13 protein-coding genes are annotated in these 16,294 nt (G+C 71.7%); 5 read left to right on the top strand and 8 right to left on the bottom strand.

The features are described 5' to 3' along the window. Nucleotides 1-16: 16 nt before the first annotated feature. The 3 genes from LXT21_RS28970 to LXT21_RS28960 are packed head-to-tail and all read right to left on the bottom strand — an operon-like array spanning nucleotide 17 to nucleotide 4,476. The gene (locus tag LXT21_RS28970; RefSeq protein ID WP_254041436.1) at nucleotides 17-2,434 is read right to left on the bottom strand and encodes an ABC transporter permease; all 2,418 of its coding nucleotides are present in this window, start codon (nucleotides 2,432-2,434) and stop codon (nucleotides 17-19) included. Between the two features lie 33 nt (nucleotides 2,435-2,467). Beyond that, a complete protein-coding gene (locus tag LXT21_RS28965) occupies nucleotides 2,468-3,235 on the bottom strand; it encodes an ABC transporter ATP-binding protein (RefSeq protein ID WP_254041435.1) in 768 nt (255 codons plus the stop codon). Continuing rightward, on the bottom strand, nucleotides 3,232-4,476 hold the full coding sequence (locus LXT21_RS28960) for an efflux RND transporter periplasmic adaptor subunit (protein WP_254041434.1): 1,245 nt from the start codon (nucleotides 4,474-4,476) through the stop codon (nucleotides 3,232-3,234). The genes LXT21_RS28965 and LXT21_RS28960 overlap by 4 nt, the downstream gene beginning before the upstream one ends. A gap of 300 nt (nucleotides 4,477-4,776) precedes the next feature. On the opposite strand from LXT21_RS28960, the gene LXT21_RS28955 reads away from it, so the two are divergent. Together LXT21_RS28955 and LXT21_RS28950 are read left to right on the top strand one after the other, a co-directional pair. Then, nucleotides 4,777-6,321 carry an AMP-binding protein gene (locus LXT21_RS28955; protein ID WP_254041433.1) on the top strand — a complete coding sequence of 515 codons (1,545 nt, stop codon included), beginning with the start codon at nucleotides 4,777-4,779 and terminating at the stop codon, nucleotides 6,319-6,321. Nucleotides 6,322-6,484: 163 nt separating this feature from the next. Continuing rightward, nucleotides 6,485-6,880: a response regulator gene (locus LXT21_RS28950; protein WP_254041432.1), complete on the top strand. Its 396-nt coding sequence runs from the start codon at nucleotides 6,485-6,487 to the stop codon at nucleotides 6,878-6,880. A 22-nt stretch (nucleotides 6,881-6,902) separates the two neighbouring features. On the opposite strand, the gene orn is transcribed toward LXT21_RS28950, so the two are convergent. From orn to LXT21_RS28935, 3 genes are all read right to left on the bottom strand, one after another. Next, nucleotides 6,903-7,454 carry an oligoribonuclease gene (gene orn / locus LXT21_RS28945; protein ID WP_046716931.1) on the bottom strand — a complete coding sequence of 184 codons (552 nt, stop codon included), beginning with the start codon at nucleotides 7,452-7,454 and terminating at the stop codon, nucleotides 6,903-6,905. A gap of 120 nt (nucleotides 7,455-7,574) precedes the next feature. Beyond that, complete coding sequence (locus LXT21_RS28940; protein ID WP_254041431.1) at nucleotides 7,575-8,267, bottom strand: dienelactone hydrolase family protein; 693 nt, start codon at nucleotides 8,265-8,267, stop codon at nucleotides 7,575-7,577. A gap of 61 nt (nucleotides 8,268-8,328) precedes the next feature. Continuing rightward, nucleotides 8,329-9,015 (bottom strand): phosphoribosyltransferase, encoded by a 687-nt coding sequence (locus LXT21_RS28935; protein ID WP_254041430.1) that lies wholly within the window; start codon nucleotides 9,013-9,015, stop codon nucleotides 8,329-8,331. A 136-nt stretch (nucleotides 9,016-9,151) separates the two neighbouring features. Here LXT21_RS28935 and LXT21_RS28930 point away from each other — a divergent pair, with 136 nt between their 5' ends. Together LXT21_RS28930 and LXT21_RS28925 are read left to right on the top strand one after the other, a co-directional pair. Next, complete coding sequence (locus tag LXT21_RS28930; protein ID WP_254041429.1) at nucleotides 9,152-10,057, top strand: ribose-phosphate diphosphokinase; 906 nt, start codon at nucleotides 9,152-9,154, stop codon at nucleotides 10,055-10,057. Between the two features lie 89 nt (nucleotides 10,058-10,146). Further along, the gene (locus LXT21_RS28925) at nucleotides 10,147-10,899 is read left to right on the top strand and encodes an enoyl-CoA hydratase (RefSeq protein ID WP_254041428.1); all 753 of its coding nucleotides are present in this window, start codon (nucleotides 10,147-10,149) and stop codon (nucleotides 10,897-10,899) included. A 54-nt stretch (nucleotides 10,900-10,953) separates the two neighbouring features. On the opposite strand, the gene LXT21_RS28920 is transcribed toward LXT21_RS28925, so the two are convergent. Beyond that, entirely contained in the window at nucleotides 10,954-13,704 is a 2,751-nt protein-coding gene (locus tag LXT21_RS28920; RefSeq protein ID WP_254041427.1) for a M1 family metallopeptidase, read from the bottom strand. Nucleotides 13,705-13,796: 92 nt separating this feature from the next. On the opposite strand from LXT21_RS28920, the gene LXT21_RS28915 reads away from it, so the two are divergent. Next, nucleotides 13,797-14,795 (top strand): lysophospholipid acyltransferase family protein, encoded by a 999-nt coding sequence (locus tag LXT21_RS28915; RefSeq protein ID WP_254041426.1) that lies wholly within the window; start codon nucleotides 13,797-13,799, stop codon nucleotides 14,793-14,795. 114 nt (nucleotides 14,796-14,909) lie between these two features. On the opposite strand, the gene alr is transcribed toward LXT21_RS28915, so the two are convergent. Then, the gene (gene alr, locus LXT21_RS28910; protein ID WP_254041425.1) at nucleotides 14,910-16,115 is read right to left on the bottom strand and encodes an alanine racemase; all 1,206 of its coding nucleotides are present in this window, start codon (nucleotides 16,113-16,115) and stop codon (nucleotides 14,910-14,912) included. Nucleotides 16,116-16,294 lie beyond the last annotated feature (179 nt).

The raw sequence follows: 16,294 nt of genomic DNA, 5'->3' as shown, positions 1-16,294 counted from the left end.
CGTGCTTCTTTCGTGCTCACTCGGAGCGCAAGGAGATGATGGGGTCCACGCGCGTGGCCCGGCGCGCCGGCAGCCACGTGGCCAGGAGCGCGACGCCACCCAGCAACGCCGCGACGCCCACGAAAGTCCCGGGGTCATACGCCGTCACGCCATGGAGCAGCGCGCCCAGGAATCGCGCCAGCCCCAGCGACATCACCCCGCCCACCACCACGCCCAGCCCGGTGAGCCTCAGGCCCTGACGCAGCACCAGCCACAGCACGTCCGAGCGCGCCGCGCCCAGCGCCATGCGGATGCCCATCTCCCGCGTGCGCTGCGCCACCGAGTAGCCGATGACTCCCGCCAGGCCGAGCGCCGCCAGGAGCAGCGCGGTGCCTCCGAACAGGCCCATGAGCAGCGCCGACAGTCGCCGCGCGCCGATGGACTCATCCACCAGGCGCGTCAGCGGCGCCACGCCGAACAGCGGCACGTCCGCGTCCACCTGGCGCAGCTCGGCGGCGATGCCCGCGCGCAGCGCCTCCGGGGCCCCGGCCTTCGTCCGCACGGCCAGCGCCAGGTGCGAGCCGCCCAATTGCGGCAGCGAGTAATACGCCATGGGCACCACCGGCTTGTCCAAGGCCCACTCGCGCGCGTCCTCGACGATGCCCACCACCGTGGTCCACTCGGCCTTCGGGTACCGCAACTTCAGTCGCTGCCCCAGCGCGTTGCCCTGGGGCCAGTACGCATCCGCGAAGGTCTTGTTGATGACCACCGCCCACGCCGTGCCCGGGACGTCCGTCGCCTCGAGCAGCCGCCCCTCGCGAAGCCGCATGCCCAACGTGGAGAGATAGTCCGCGCTCACGGTGCGCAGCTGCACGGCGGGCCACACCTCGTCGGGGCCCTTGGTGCGTCCGTCGATGTCGAAGCCGAACGTCACCGAGCGGCCCAGGGGCAACAGGTTGGTGAGCCCCGCGGACTCCACGCCGGGCAATGCCTGGAGGCGCCCCAACAGCTCGTGCTGGAAGGCGCCCTGCTGCTCCGTCGTCGCGTAGCGGTTCTCCGGCAGCGTCAGCCTCGCGGTGAGCACGCCCTCGGGCCGGAAGCCCGGGTCCACGGACAGGAGCGCCAGCAGGCTCCGGCCGAAGAGGCCCGCGCCCACCAGCAGCACCAGCGCGAAGGCCACCTGCCCCACCACCAACCCGGAGCGCAGCTTCCCGGAGCGGCCGCCCGCCGTGCCACGCGAGCCCTCGCGCATCGCCGCGTTCAGGTCCGCGCGGCTCGCCTGCAGCGCCGGCACCAGCCCGAACACCAGCCCCGACACGAGGCTCACCCCACCGGTGAACAGCACCGAGCGCATGTCCAACCGCACCTCGGCCGCGCGCGGCAACGCATCCCCCACGAACGCCAGGAGCACGTCCGTGCCCCACAGCGCGAAGAGCAAGCCCAACGCCCCGCCCACCAGCGACAGCAGCAGGCTCTCGGTGAGGAACTGCGCCACCAGTCGCCCACGGCTCGCGCCCAGCGCCGCGCGGATGGACACCTCGCGCTCGCGCGCCGCCGCCCGGGCCAGCAGCAGATTCGCCACGCTGCCGCACGCCACCAGCAGCACGAAGCCCACCGCGCCAAGCAGCAGCCACAACGTCCCACGCACCTCGCCCACCACCTCGTCCTCCAGCGACTTCAGGGCGATGGTGCGCTGACTCTGCGCGTACTTCGGATACGTCTGGGCGAGCTGCTGGGACACGCGCTCCAAATCCTTGCGCGCCGCCTCCAGCGTCACCCCGGGCTTCAGGCGGGCCATGACCTCCAGGAACCGCGTGTCACGCTTGTCCTCGGAGGCCAGCTCCGCCGAGGGCGCGAAGGGCTTGTACAGCTCCGAGCCCGCCGGGAACGCCACCCCGCGCGGCAGCACGCCGATGACGGTGTGCGGCTCGCCGTTCAGCTGGAGCGTGCGCCCCAGGACGTTCGGGTCCTCGGAGAAGTGCGCGCGCCACGTCTGGTGCGTGAGCACCACCACCCTGTCGTGGCCCTTCGTCTCCTCCGCCTCGGTGAAGTTGCGGCCCAGCATGGGCGCCACGCCGAGCGTGGGCAGCAAGGAGGCGGTGGCCTCCACCATCACCAGCGACTGCGGCGTGTCCACGCCCGTCAGCGTCACGCTGTCGTCCGTGTACGCCGCCACCGAGGTGAAGACGGAAGGAAGGCTCGCGTAGTCCTGGTACTCCATCACCGAGGACGTCAGCCCCCTGCGCCCCGCGCGGGCGAAGTCGTTCGACACGTCCATCAGCCGGTCCGGCTCCGCGAACGGCGGAGGCACCAGCAGCACGCCGTTCACCACGCTGAAGACCGCGCTGTTCGCGCCGATGCCCAGCGCCAGCGCCAGCACCGCCACCAGCGCGAAGCCGGGGCTCTTGCGCAGCGAACGCAGCGCGTAGCGGACATCCTGAAGGAGCTTTTCCATGGGTGGGGGCGTGGCGAAGGGGACGACGGACGCTCAGCGGCGCTGCTCGTCCTGCACGATGCGACCGTCGAAGAGGCTCACCGTGCGCGTGGCGGTGCGCGCGTGCGCGGGGTCGTGCGTCACCATGCAGATGGTGGCGCCCGCCTTGTGCAGCTCGGAGAGCAGCTGCATCACCGCCTCGCCGTTCTTCGAGTCGAGGTTACCGGTGGGCTCGTCGGCCAGGAGGATGAGCGGGTCTCCCGCCACCGCGCGCGCCACGGCGACGCGCTGCTGCTGACCACCGGAGAGCTGCCCCGGCATGTGCCGCGCGCGGTGCGCCATGCCCACCTTCTCCAGCGCGCGCTCCACCCGCTGCTTGCGCTCGGCGGCGGGCATGCCCCGGTACGTCAGGGGCAGCTCCACGTTCTCGAACACCGTCAAATCGCCGATGAGGTTGAAGCTCTGGAAGATGAAGCCGATGTGCCGGTTGCGCACCAGCGCCCGGTCCGTGGCGGACAGGTCCAACACGCTCTTGCCGTCGAGCAGGTACGTGCCGCGCGTCGTCGTGTCGAGCAACCCCAGCACCGCCAGCAGCGTCGACTTGCCGGAGCCCGACGGGCCGACGATGGCCACCCACTCACCCTGGCGGATGTTGAGGTGGATGTTGGAGAGCGCGTGCGTCTCCACCTCCTCCGTCTCGAACACCTTCGTCAGGCCCTCCAGCGTGATGAGGGCCTTGTTCGGGTCCGCCTTGGTCCCACCCGAAAGCACCGCCGCGTCCTCGGAAGCGGGCGTCTCCACACTGCTCGTCGTCGTCGTCATCGCAATCTCACCCGCTCGACCGCGTCCCACGCGGCCATGTCCGAAAGCACCACCTGGTCACCTTCCGTGAGGCCCTGGAGCACCTCCACGGCATTCACCGAGCCCCGGCCCAGCTGCACCGGCACTCGCACGGCTTCGTCACTTCCCGGCATCAAACGGAAGAGCGACATCGTCCCGTTGGGCTGCGCGCCCGCCGGCCGCCCCACCGACAGCACGTTGGCCAGCCGCTCGAGCTCCACGGTGCCCTCCACCGTGAGGTCCGGCCGCGCGCCCCGGGGCAGCTCCGCCGGCAAGGACACCTCCACCCGCACCGTGCCCTGGCTGGCCGCCGGCGCCACGCGCGCCACCGTGCCCTCGACGATGCCGTTGCGCGTGTCCACCAGCGCCTTCTGGCCCTGGACGATGTCGCGCGCCTGCGTCTCGGCGATTCTCAGCTCCGCCTTGAGCCGCTCGGGCTTCACCACCTTCGCCAGCAGCACGCCCGGCGTCACCCACTGGCCCAGCTCCAACGGCAGCTCCTGCAACACGCCATCCTCCCCGGCGACCACCTTCATCGAGTCCACCTGGGTACGTCGGAAGCGCGCGACCGCTTTCAACCGCTCCACCTGTCCGGCCTGCGCGGCCAGCTGGTCCTTCATGCTCGCGGCGACCACGGTCAGCTTCTTGCGCTCCAACTCCAGCCGGCGCGTCAGCTCCCCCGCCTTCTCACCCTGCTGCCGGGCCTCGAGCACGGGGATGAGGTCCTTCTCTGCCAGGGCGGTGTTCGCCGACGCCCGGCGCGCGGCGTCCGAGGACTCCACGGTGAGCGTCTCCACCGAAGCCTCCTGCGCCAGCCGCTGCGTCTCCAGCGTCATCCGCATCTGGATGTACTCGGCCTCCGCGCTCGCCAGCTGCCGCTCGGCCTCCAGCATCTGCAGCTGCACGTCCGGGTTGGACAGCTCCATCAAGAGCGTGTCCGCCTTCACCTGCGCGCCGGGCCGCACGTGGATGCGCTCCACGCGCCCCGCCGTGTCCGCCGTCAGCCAGCGGATGTACTCGGGCACCAACGTGCCCGCGCCCTTCACCTGGCGCACCATCGGGCCGCGTTTCACCGTGTCCAACCACACCGAGGCACGGTCCACCGACGGCGCCGCGGGGCGCAGCCGGCCCAGGCCCACCGTGACGAGGATGAGAGCGAGCGCGCCTCCGATGGCGAAGACCCAGGGCTTGCGGCGAGGCTTCTTGGCTTTGGGAATGTCCACGGCCAGGCCCTAGAGCGAGCCGCGTGCCAACGCCTCCTTCCGCACCAACCCCAGGGAATCGTTGGAGTCAGGGCCCCTCTCGCCCCAGGCCGTGCCCGCTTCCGCGAAGTGATGTCCCAGAAGCGAACAACCGCGCGCCCCGGATGCGCGTGGCGTCCGGCTGGAGAAACACTCCGGGTCGCGTGGGCGAGGTCAGCGTCGACTAGATTTACAGACTATGCAGTTAATACCATTCTAGAGCGTCAAAATTGACTCACAGCTTGTTCCCAGACGAAGCCACGGCAGTAGTCTGCGGTGCGAATGACTTCGTCCCTGCTCGAGGCCTTCCTGGACCACGCCCACGGCGCGCCAGCACGGCCGCTGCTCACGTTCGAGCGTGAGTCGACCTCCTACGGAGAGCTGGCCGCGCGCGTCGCGGCCCTCGCCCGGGGCCTGCGCCAGCGAGGCCTGCAGCCGGGCGAGCGCGTGGCGCTCTTCCTGGAGAACAGCCCGAGCTTCATCGTCGCCTACCTGGGGGTGCAGTACGCGGGGGGCGTGGTGGTGCTGGTGAACACGGCGTATCGCCAGGTGGAGCTGGCCCACATCCTGGCGGACGCGGAGGTGCACACGTGTGTCACCGGCGCGTCGGGCGTGGCGGAGCTGGTGCCGCTGCGTGAGCAGCTGCCCACGCTGCAGTGGCTGGTGACGGTGGAGGCGCCCACGGTGACGGCGCCCGCGTCGCTGGAGGTCATCGACTTCGACACGCTCATCACCGAGGGCACCCGGTCCACCGTGGCGCTGGGGCTGCCGCGTCCGGAGGACCTGGCGGTGCTGGGCTACACGTCCGGCACCACGGGGCGCTCCAAGGGCGCCATGCTGCTGCACCGCAACCTCCTGGCCAACGTCAAGGCCGTCACCGAGGCGTGGCGGTGGACGGCGGCGGACCGGCTGCTGCACACGCTGCCGCTGTTCCACACGCACGGCTTGATGGTGGGCCTGCACGGCACGCTGTACACCGGAGGGAGCCTGGAGCTGCACCGGCGCTTCGTGGCGACGGACGCACTGGCGACGTTGCGCGATGACACCTCGCTGACGATGTTCTTTGGTGTGCCCACCATGTATGGACGATTGCTGGAGGAGTCACGACGCACGGGGGTGAAGCCCCGCGAGCTGAGGCTGTGGGTCTCCGGCTCCGCGCCCCTGAGCCCCCAGCTGTTCCACGACATCGAGCACGACTTCGGCGCGCGCATCCTCGAGCGCTACGGCATGACCGAGACCATCATGAACACCACCAACCCGTACGACGGCGAGCGCCGCCCCGGCACGGTGGGCTTCCCCTTCCCCGGTCAGCAGGCGCGCGTGGTGGACGTGCGCACCCGGGGCCCGCTGCCCCAGGGCGAGACGGGGGAAATCGAGGTCCGCGGGCCCCACGTCTTCGCCGGCTACTGGCGGCGTCCGGACGCGACGAGCGAATCGTTCGACTCGGAGGGGTGGTTCCGCACGGGGGACTTGGGCGAGGTGGACCCGGACGGCTACCTGCGCATCACCGGGCGGGCGCGCGAGCTCATCATCAGCGGGGGCTTCAACGTGTACCCGCGCGAGGTGGAGGAGGTGCTCGCCACCCACCCGGGCGTGGCCGAGGTGGCGGTGCTGGGCCTGCCGGACGCGGACTACGGCGAGCAGGTGGTCGCCGTGGTGGTGCCGCCGCCGGGGGTCCACGCCCCGGAGGCCCAGGCGCTGGTGGAGTGGTGCAGGGACCGGCTGGCCAGCTTCAAGAAGCCCCGCCGCGTCGTCTTCATGGACTCCCTGCCGCGAAACGCGCTGGGCAAGGTGCAGAAACACCTGCTGCGAGCGCGACTGCGGTGAGCCTCCTCGAGCGCAACATTCCGAACACACCTCACGCAAATGCGTGGCTTGCGCCGGAGTTTCCCCTAGCGTTGCGCCCAGGGGCGCGAGGGCGGCATCACGTCTGGCGGGATGCGGCCCATGAGCGCGCCGAGGGCGCCTGGCGAAGGGAGGAAGGGCTTCGATGAAGCGGCTGCTCATCGTCGATGACGAGCTGGCCATCGTCGAGGCGCTCCAGGACATCCTCTCCGTGGAGGGCTACGGCATCCTCACCGCCTTCAACGGCGCGGAGGGGCTCCAGCGGATGGCGGACATCAAGCCGGACCTGGTCCTGCTGGACCTGATGATGCCGGTGATGGATGGACGGGAGATGCTGCGCCGCATGCGCGACGACCCCGCCCTGAAGGGCATCCCGGTGGTCGTCATGAGCGCCGGGCGCATCTCCGAGGAGGAGCGGCGCTCCAGCGCGAGGTTCCTGGCCAAGCCCTTCGAGCTGGACCTGCTGCTGGACACCATCAGCGAGCTCTTGGGCGGCCCCAACGGGCCGGTGCCCGGGAGCGGCGAGGGCTCCCAGGGCTGAGCCTTCCAGGCGGGACGCCGCTTCAGCCCGGCGTCGCGCGGAAGAGGGTGTCCCGGTAGTACTGCAGCTCGTTGATGCTCGAGCGCAGGTCCGCGAGCGCGGTGTGCCCGGAGGGCGGCTTGCGGGGCTCGACGAGGTTCGGGTACCAGGCGCGCGTGAGCACCTTGAGGCTCGTCACGTCCACCATGCGGTAGTGCAGGTAGCGCTCCAGCAGCGGCATGTACTGGAACAGGAAGCGGCGGTCGGTGTGGATGGAGTTGCCGGCCAGCACGCCCTCGCCCAGCGGGCAGTGCTCGGCCACCAGCGCCGTCACCTCGCGCTCCGCGACGCGCAGCGAGGTGGAGGAGGCGCGCACCTTCTCCAAGAGGCCGTTGCGCGTGTGCATCTCCCGCACGACGGGCTCCATGCGCAGGAGCACCTCTTCGGGCTGCCAGATGACCCGCTCGATTTCCGCGAGCGGGCGCAGGTCGGGGCCGGTGATGATGACGCCAATCTCGATGATGGCGCAGGACTCGGGGTCCAACCCGGTCATCTCCAGGTCCAACCAGACGAAGCGTGGTTCACGCGAGGGCATGCACCTGCCTATAGCAGCCCGCGCGTCCGGGCGGTGGGCCAAAGCTTTTGCTCCGGCGGAGGGCGCCCACGGTCCACGGCCCGTCCTCGTGCCTTCGCACCGCGAGTCCCCTGGACGTCCTCACTCGCGCGCGGCGAACTCGGGGGAATCCAGGTGGCGGGAGAACCAGTCCGCCGCGCGGCGCGCCACGGCCCCCAGCGCGCCGGGCTCCTCGAACAGGTGCGTGGCGCCGGGGATGACGACCAGGGACTTGGCGCAGAGCAGCTCGTCGAACGCCTCCTGGTTCACCTCGAGCACGTCCACGTCCTGGCCCCCCACCAGGAGCAGCGAGGGCGCGCGCACCCTCGCGAGCGCGGGCCCGGCCAGCTCGGGCCTGCCTCCGCGCGACACCACCGCCTGGACGTAGCCGGGGTGCAGCGCCGCCGCCATCAGCGCCGCCGCCGAGCCCGTGCTGGCGCCGAAGTAGCCCAGGTTCAGCCCCGCGAGCTCCGGCTGCGCGCGCGCCCAGCGCGTCACCGCGATGAGCCGCCGCGCGAGGAACGGGATGTCGAAGCGCAGCTCGCCGGTGCCCAGGTCCATCGCCTCCTCGTCCTCGGCGAGCAAGTCGAACAGCAGCGTGCCCAGCCCCGCCTCACGCAGGCCGCGCGCGACGGCGATGTTGCGCGGGCTGAACCGGCTGCTGCCGCTGCCATGCGCGAAGACCACCAGCCCGCGCGCGCCGGGAGGCACGCCCAGGCTGCCTCCCAGCTCCGCGTGACCGGAGCGGACCTTCACCTCGCGAACGTCCACGTCCAGGCTGACCTCGGTCGTCATGACGGCAGACCTCTTTGTTTTCGGGGGACGCGGGAGCGCGTCACGTCGCTCGACTCACGGCTCACATCCAGGAGCCGCCCGGGTCCGCGGACTCCAGCACCGAGCGCGAGCGCCACGGCGGCTGGCGCGAGCGCTCCACCAGGCTCTGCAGCTCCACGTCCGGGAACGCGCGGAAGTCGTCGTACGCCTCGGCCACCGTGCGCAGGCCCGGCTCCGTCCACACGCACGACACCTGGTCCGCCTCCGCGCCCACCACCTCCAGCCCGCGCGGCGACGCCACGGGCGTGGCCATCACCAACCGGGCCGGGTGCAGCTCACGCAAGGCGACGAGCGCCGCGGCGGCCGTGGCGCCCGTCAGCACGCCGTCATCCACCAGCACCACCGTGCAGCCCCCCAGCTCCGGCTGGGCCCGCCCCCGCAGCCGCTGCACCTGCGCCTCCACCTCGGCGGCCTCTTCGGACACCAGCGCGTCCACCTCCGCGCGGGGCAGCGGCGCCAGGCGCACGGAGTCCGACAGCAGGAACCGGGCGCCGTTCTCGGAGACCGCGCCCAGGGTCATCACCCTGCCGGGGACGCTCAACCGGCGCGAGACCCAGATGTCCAGGGGGACCTCCAACGCGCGGGCCACCTCGTACGCCACCCGGACCCCGCCGCGGGCCAGCCCCAACACGCGCACGTTCGAACCCCGGTAGGGCAGCAGCGTGGCCGCCAGCCTGCGTCCGGCGTCGGCCCTGTCGCGAAAGCGCATTCGTCATCCTCCTTGCCCCCAAGGAAAAGCACGGTGGGGTCCGCTTGCGCCGGAGGGGCGACCCACGGCCCGCCTGGAGGCATGTGCCCGAGGCGGCCGACGGGCGTCCGCGCTCCGGGGCACCGGGCGCGCTAGGGTGCGGCCCATGGACCCCATCCTCCTCACCGGCACCGCCAGTCCGCACCTCGGACGGGAGCTCGCCCTGGCCCTGGGCGTGCCCCTCTCCGACTGTCACTTCGAGCGCTTCCCGGATGGAGAGATGCACCTGGAGGTGCCCGCCACGGTGCGGGGCCGCACGGTGGTGCTGGTGCAGTCGCTGACGCCGCCCGCCGGGGAGCACCTGCTGGAGCTGCTGCTGATGGCGGACGCGTGCTGGCGGGCCGGCGCGGCGCGGCTGGAGGCGGTGGTGCCCTACCTCGGCTACGCGCGGCAGGACCGGCGCGCCCGGCCAGGCGAGCCCCTGGGTGGCCGGCTGGTGGCGGACATGCTGTCCCAGGGCCGCTTCGCGCGGGTGCTGGTGGTGGACCTGCACAGCCCGGCGCTGGAGGGGTGCTTCGACTCGCCCCTGGAGCATCTCACCGCGCTGCCCCTGCTCGCGGACGCGCTGCGGCCCAAGGTGAGCGACACGTCCGTGGTGGTGGCCCCGGACCTGGGCGCGGTGAAGCGCGCGGAGGCGCTGGCGCGGCTGCTCGGCCGGCCGTGGGCGGTGATTCACAAGGTGCGGCTGAGCGGGGACCAGGTGCACGCCAGCGGCCTGATGGGCGAGGTGCGCGGCAAGCGCCCCATCCTCGTCGACGACATGGTGTCCACCGGCGGCACGCTGGTGGCGGCGGCGGGCACGCTGCGCGAGGCGGGCTGCGCGGACGACTTCACCGTGGTGACGACACACGCGCTGCTCGTGGGCCCGGCGGTGGAGCGCCTGCGCACGCTGCCCCTGGGCCAGCTGGTCTCCACCGACAGCGTGGAGCCGCGCGCGGGGCTGCCCATCGAGCACAAGGTCGTGACGCTCGCGCCCCTGGTGGCCCGCGCGCTGCGGCCCTGAGCCGCGTCGCGTAGGGAGACGGAGCACACGCGGGGTGGGCCGCAAGTTCCGCCCGCGCCCCGGGGCGAGTCGGTCTAGGCTCCGCCGCCATGTCCGACACGTTGCTGACGAAGCGGGAAGCGGGGGTCCTCACCCTCACCTTCAACCGACCCGAGAAGAAGAACGCCTTCACGCATGCGATGTACGAGGCGGCCACCGCCGCGCTCCAGCAGGCGGCGACGGACGACGAGGTCCGCGCGGTGCTGCTCATCGGCGCCGGCACCGTCTTCACCGCGGGCAACGACATCGGCGACTTCATGGAGCACCCGCCCGCGGGCGAGGACAGCGCCGTGTTCCTCTTCCTCAAGGCGCTGGTGGACGCGCCCAAGCCCGTGCTCGCGGCGGTGGACGGCCCCGCGGTGGGCATCGGCACCACCATGCTGCTGCACTGTGACTACGTCATCGCCACCGAGCGCGCCCGCTTCCACATGCCCTTCGTGCAGCTGGGCCTGTGCGCCGAGGGCGCCAGCAGCCTGCTGTTGCCGCGCATGGCCGGCTACGCGCTGGCCAGCGAGCTGCTCCTGTTCGGCGAGCCCTTCGACGCGGCCACCGCCCTGCGCGCCGGAATCATCAACAAGGTCGTCCCCGACGCGAGCCTCCAGGAGGTCGCCGCCGAGCGCGCCCGCACCCTGGCCTCCCGCCCCGCGGAGGCCGTGCGCGTGACGAAGGAGCTGATTCGCGGCCCGCTGCGCGAGCAGACCCACGCCACGCTCGCGCGCGAGGGCGCGAAGTTCATCGAGCGCCTGGGCTCCACGGAGGCCCAGGAGGCCTTCATGGCGTTCATGTCGCGCGGCCGGAAGTAACCCACGGCCCGCCCGGAGAGCCACCCAGGCCCTCCGGGCTCCATGACACCCGCTTCAGCGCGTCTTCTGCAGCTTCGGCTGGTTGTGCATGACGCGCCCGTCGAGGAACGACTCGACGCTCTGGGCCTGCGCGGCCTTCAGCGCCACGCACTGGTCCACCGACTCCAGGACCTGCGCCAGCGTGCGCGGGCCTCCCGGGGCCTTCTCGGCGCGCGGCGTGAAGAAGTCCGCCAGCGCCTTGCGCTGCTGCTCACCGCAGAACGAGCGGCCCACGAAGGACAGCCGCCCCGCCGCGTCCTGCGGCAGGAGCGCGTCCGGCGAGTCGCCCACGAGCTTGTCGTAGTTCTTCGTCACGAAGTCGAACGCCACGCCCTGCGTCTTCACGTGCTGCGAGGCCGCGAACGCCATCCACACCGTCTCGCGCGGGTCCATCCCCTTCTCGAAGACGAGCCCCAGGTTCTGCTTCACCAGCTCCGGGTCCGTGAAGCCGCTCAGCGCGAAGATCATCTCCCCGCGCCGCGAGCGGTCCTTCTCCGCGCGCACCGCCGTCAGCAGCTTCTGCTGGAAGGCCGCGTCCCCGTGCGCCGCGGCGATGGCGAGCACCGCGTCCACCATCTCTGGGTCCACCGCCGCGGGATTGACGAGCCACTTGTCCGCGAGCCCCTTCGCCTCCGCCACCAGCTTCGGGTCCGCGCCGTCACGGCCCGCGAGGCGAATCACGCGGGGACGAAGCAGCCGCGTGTCCTCGCTCTCGCCCTTGCGCGGCGTGAAGCCCAGCTCCCGGGCCCGGGGGCCGTACGTCTCACGCAGGAAGCGCGCCCGGTCCGCATGCCGGCTCTCCGGCAACAGCCGCGTGCTCACCAGGTCCAGCACCTCCATGGTGCTCTCGACGATGGCCCGGTCCGGGTCGTGCGCCGAGCGCTCCGCCAGGGCCAGCGCCTCCGAGGCCGGCAGCGCCCCGGCCAGCGCCAGCGCCCGCACGTCGCCCAGCAGCGCCACCCGCTCCGCGCGCGACAGCTTCGCCATGCCCGTCTTCGTCAGCTTCTTGGCCGCCTCGCCCGCCAGCTGGATGCGGAAGAAGCCCGCGCCCTCCGCGTTGGGGAACACCCAGGCCGGGCACGTCTTCGCCTCCGTCAGCGCCACCTCGGCGCGCTCGCCCTCCAGCACCGTGCACGCCTTCGCGTCCTTGTTGCCCACCGCGTACTTCACGCACACGGGCACCTTCCACGTCTGCGGCTGGGGCGCCTTGGAGCCCAGGCGCAGGTAGCGCTGCTGGGTGAGCACCACCTTCGGCTGGCCCGCGCCACACTCGAGCGTCGCCGTCACCAGCGGCGCGCCGCCCTGGTCCAGGAACGTGCTCAACACGCCCGCCACGTCCTGCCCGGCCTCCGCCGACAGCGCGTCCAGGAAGTCCTTCGCCGTGGCGTTGCCGTGCGCGTGCTTCTTCATGTAGCGCTGGATGCCCTTGCGGAACACCTCGCGCCCCAGCCACTCCTCCGTCATGGACAGCACCGCGGAGCCCTTGCCGTAGGTGATGCCGTCGAAGGCGTTGTGGATGTCATTGGCGCTGTCGATGGGCTGACGGATGCGGCGCGCGGACAGCAGGCTGTCGGAGTCCAGCGAGCGGCTGCGGTCCTGCACGCGCTCCACCGGCGCGTCCCACGTCGGCTGCCAGGACTCGATGATGCGCGGGGTCACCCAGGACGCGAAGGACTCGTTGAGCCACAGGTCGTCCCACCACGCCAGCGTGACGAGGTTGCCGAACCACTGGTGCCCCAGCTCGTGCACCTGCGTGTCCGAGAAGGCGCGCTGGCGGCTGATGGAGTCCTCCTCCGGCTTGGACAGGATGAGCCGCGAGTTGAAGGTCACCAGGCCCGGGTGCTCCATGGCGCCGCCGAGCAGCGGCACCGCGATGACGTCCAGCTTCTCGTACGCGTAGGGGATGCCGAAGTAGTCCTCCAGCGCGGCGAGGATTTCGGGCGTCACCTTGGCGGCGTACGTGCCCTCCACGGTGCGGCCGCGCGGGGTGATGATGCGCGTCTTCACCTTGTTCTTCCCGGAGTCGGCCGCCTCCAGGAAGTCGAACGGGCCCACGCCGAAGGCGATGAGGTAGCTGGGCAAGGGCTGCGTGCGGCCGAAGCGGTAGGTGCGGCCGCCGTCGGGACGGGCCTCCTCGCCGAGCTGCGGCGTGTTGGTGACGGCCACGTTGCCCGCCGGCACGTGGAAGGTGAACTGCCAGGGCACCTTGAACTCGGGCTCGTCGAAGCACGGGAAGACGCGGCGCGCCTCGATGGGCTCGAACTGGGTGAAGACATACCAGTCACCGCCCTCGTTGACGCGGAAGGCGCCGTCCGTCTCCTTCTCGGAGGCGATGCCCTCGTAGACGATGCGCAGCTTCGCGGTGCCCAGCGTCAGCGGCTCCGCCACCGAGAAGCCCAGGAAGTCTCCCGCCTCGCTCCGGTGCACGGTCGCCTCGCGCGACGTGCCTCCTTGCATCAGCGTGGCCTGCTTCACGGTGAGGTTCTTCCCGTGCAGCCACACGACGGAGGTGGGCTTCGACACGTCGAGGCCGATTTCCGCGACGCCCTGGAAGGTGGAGGCCTTCGGGTCCAGGGTAAGCTCCACGGCGTAGCCCTTGGGACGCGCGTCCTTGGGCAGACGCAGCGTGGGAGGCGTGGGCGCCACGGTGGCGGGAGCCGCGGCGGAGGTCGCCACGGGCTCGGTGGCCGGCGGAGTCTGCCGGGCACCGCATGCGGACAACAGGGCAACGGTGGCCAGCGCCACCGGACGGAGCAGGTTGGGCATGGCGCGCAGTGTGTCTTATGCCGAGCAGCCAGGGTAGCGCGGAGCGCGAGTGTGTCCTTGCCGGAAACTTCACTTCGGGGTGGAGTGCCCGCGTGTCCGCCTCCGCTCCCATTTCCGACCACGTCGTCCCGGTAACGAACGTCCAGAAGCAGCCCGCGGAGCACCTGCGCCGCATCGTCGGCACGCCGCCTGGCGCGCTGGTGAAGCTCCTGACGCGGCCCGTCTTCGCGTTCATCACCTGGCTGTCGCCCGAGTCGCGTGACGCACTCGCCCGCTTCGTGGGCAATCTGGCGTACACGCTGGGCATCCGTCGCCGCGTGGTGATGGACAACCTGGCGCGCGGGCTGCCGGAGAAGAGCGACGCGGAGCGGCGCGACATCGCGCGGGGCGCGTACATCAACATGTCGCGCGTGGTGCTGGAGTCGATTCCCGATGGAGACCGGCTGCCCTCAGACTGGGGCGAGCAGGGTGTCGTGGGCCAGGAGGCCTGGGACTCGCTGCGGGCGCGGATCTCCACGGGCAAGGGCGCGCTGCTGGTGACGGCGCACTTCGGCAACTGGGAGCTGCTCGGCGACATGTTCATTCGCTGGGGCGTGGGCATCGACGCGCTGGTGCGTCCGCTCAAGGGCGCGCTCAACACGCGCATCGCCGAGAACCGGCTGGGCTGCGGCGCGGGGCTCATCTATCCGCGCGGCGCCATCCAGGAGATTTCGGAGGCGGTGGAGCGCGGCGAGTCGCCCTACATGCTGCTGGACCAGGCGCTGCCTGCGAAGGCGGCGGTGTTCGTGCCGTTCTTCGGGAGGCTCGCGTCCACCACGCCCGCGTGCGCGGTGGCGGCGCAGCGCACGGGCGCGCCGGTGTACGTGGTGATGGGCGTGCGCAGCGGCAAGGGCGCCGCCCGCTTCCGGCTGGAGGTGGAGGGCCCCATCCCGCCGCCCGCGCCCGGTGAGAGCGCGGACCCGGTGACGGAGCACACCGCGCGCATCACCGCGGCGCTGGAGCGCTGCATCCGCAAGTACCCGGACCAGTGGATGTGGCTGCACCGCCGCTGGAAGGTGCAGCCGCCCGCGGCGACGGATGCGAAGAGCTGAAGCTCGCGCGCACAGCCGCATACGAATGAAGCCTTGGCGGGAGGCCGAGGCGTAGCACCCACCCCTGCGCCGCACACCAATGAAGCCGTGGCGCGAGCGCCGAGGCGTGGCGCCCTACTCCACCACCACGCGCCGCAGGTGCGCGCCCAGGCGCGTGACGACCTCGTAGTGGATGGTCTGCGCCCAGCCCGCGAGCGCCTCGGCGGTGATGGACTCCTCTCCATCGCGCCCCATCAGCGTCGCCGTCACGGGGCGCTCATCCGGCGTCGCCCGCGTCACGTCCACGATGAGGTGGTTCATCATCACGCGGCCCAGCACCGCGCACCGCCGCCCGTTCACCAGCACGTGCGCCTTGCCCGACGCCAGCCTCGGGTAGCCGTCGTAGTACCCCACCGGCAAGACAGCGATGCGCGTGGGCTCCGACGTCCGGTACGTGCAGCCATAGCCCACGTACGCATTCGCCGGCAGCCACTTCACCACCTGGCTCTTGCACCGCCACGACAACACCGGCCGCAGCGACGGCACCTCGCCCAACACCAGCCGCGCCGACAGCCGCGTCTCCGCCGACGGCCACAGCCCGTACAGCGAAATCCCCACCCGCCGCGCCTCGTAGCGCGCCCGGGGCAACACCAACGTCGCGGCGCTCGCGGCGATGTGCCGCTGCAACACCCGCTCGGTCCCCAGCTGCGCCGACAACAACCCCAGCCCCGTCTCGAACGCGTCCACCTGCGCCAGCGCGTACCCCTGCTCCGTCACGTCCTCCGTGTTGGCGAAGTGGCTCAACCCGCCCACCACCTCCAGCACGTCGCGCGCGTCGACGAGGAACCGCGTCTCACCGGGCAGCTGCTCCAACGTGAAGCCCTCGCGCCCCAGCCCCGTGTCGATGTGGACGTGGACCCGCAGCGGCCGAGCCAGCCCCGCCGCGCGCAGCACCGGCACCGCGGCCTCCCAGCCACGGTCGGCCACCACCACCTCCACGCCCTCCCGCGCCAGCACCACCGCCTCCTCCGGCGCCACCGCCCCCAACACCACCACCTGTCGGGGAGCAAGGCCCTGGGCCCGCTCGTGCTCCCGCACCCGCAGCGCGTCCTGCGGCGCGATGAAATACAGGATGTCCACCAACCCGTGGACCACCGGCAGCACCTGCGACAGCCCGTGCCCGTAGGCGTTGCCCTTGAGCACCACCCCCAGTGCCCCCGAGGGCCCCTTGCCCCCGTCCAGCGCCCGGAACACCTCCACGTTGTGCCTCAGCGCACCCGCGCTCAGCTCCAACCACGAGGTATGAGCCGCGTCCCCAGGCCCGCCACCAATGGACTCCACGTGTACCTCCGCGACGTCGACTCCCGTCCCATACCAGCAATGGACGGGCCATGGAGCGCGCGGTCCAGGGGCCACGGGCGCCCGCATCCGGGACAGGCGAGCCCCTTGTCACACAAGGCATCCAGCCGTCCCACTTCCGCCACGAGACGCGGCAAACAAGCGTTCACTTCGGAAATGGT

The organism is Myxococcus guangdongensis (assembly GCF_024198255.1).
Classification (GTDB): Bacteria; Myxococcota; Myxococcia; order Myxococcales; family Myxococcaceae; genus Myxococcus; species Myxococcus guangdongensis.
Note: the sequence above shows the minus strand (reverse complement) of the source record. Positions and strands in the feature narration are given on the sequence as shown.

What these genes read in the sequence shown, in the direction of transcription:
- LXT21_RS28970 (WP_254041436.1), bottom strand. Translation starts at nt 2,434, where the DNA reads ATGGAAAAGCTCCTTCAGGATGTCCGCTACGCGCTGCGTTCGCTGCGC.
- LXT21_RS28925 (WP_254041428.1), top strand. Translation starts at nt 10,147, where the DNA reads ATGTCCGACACGTTGCTGACGAAGCGGGAAGCGGGGGTCCTCACCCTC.
- LXT21_RS28955 (WP_254041433.1), top strand. Translation starts at nt 4,777, where the DNA reads ATGACTTCGTCCCTGCTCGAGGCCTTCCTGGACCACGCCCACGGCGCG.
- LXT21_RS28940 (WP_254041431.1), bottom strand. Translation starts at nt 8,267, where the DNA reads ATGACGACCGAGGTCAGCCTGGACGTGGACGTTCGCGAGGTGAAGGTC.
- orn (WP_046716931.1), bottom strand. Translation starts at nt 7,454, where the DNA reads ATGCCCTCGCGTGAACCACGCTTCGTCTGGTTGGACCTGGAGATGACC.
- LXT21_RS28935 (WP_254041430.1), bottom strand. Translation starts at nt 9,015, where the DNA reads ATGCGCTTTCGCGACAGGGCCGACGCCGGACGCAGGCTGGCGGCCACG.
- LXT21_RS28950 (WP_254041432.1), top strand. Translation starts at nt 6,485, where the DNA reads ATGAAGCGGCTGCTCATCGTCGATGACGAGCTGGCCATCGTCGAGGCG.
- LXT21_RS28920 (WP_254041427.1), bottom strand. Translation starts at nt 13,704, where the DNA reads ATGCCCAACCTGCTCCGTCCGGTGGCGCTGGCCACCGTTGCCCTGTTG.
- LXT21_RS28965 (WP_254041435.1), bottom strand. Translation starts at nt 3,235, where the DNA reads ATGACGACGACGACGAGCAGTGTGGAGACGCCCGCTTCCGAGGACGCG.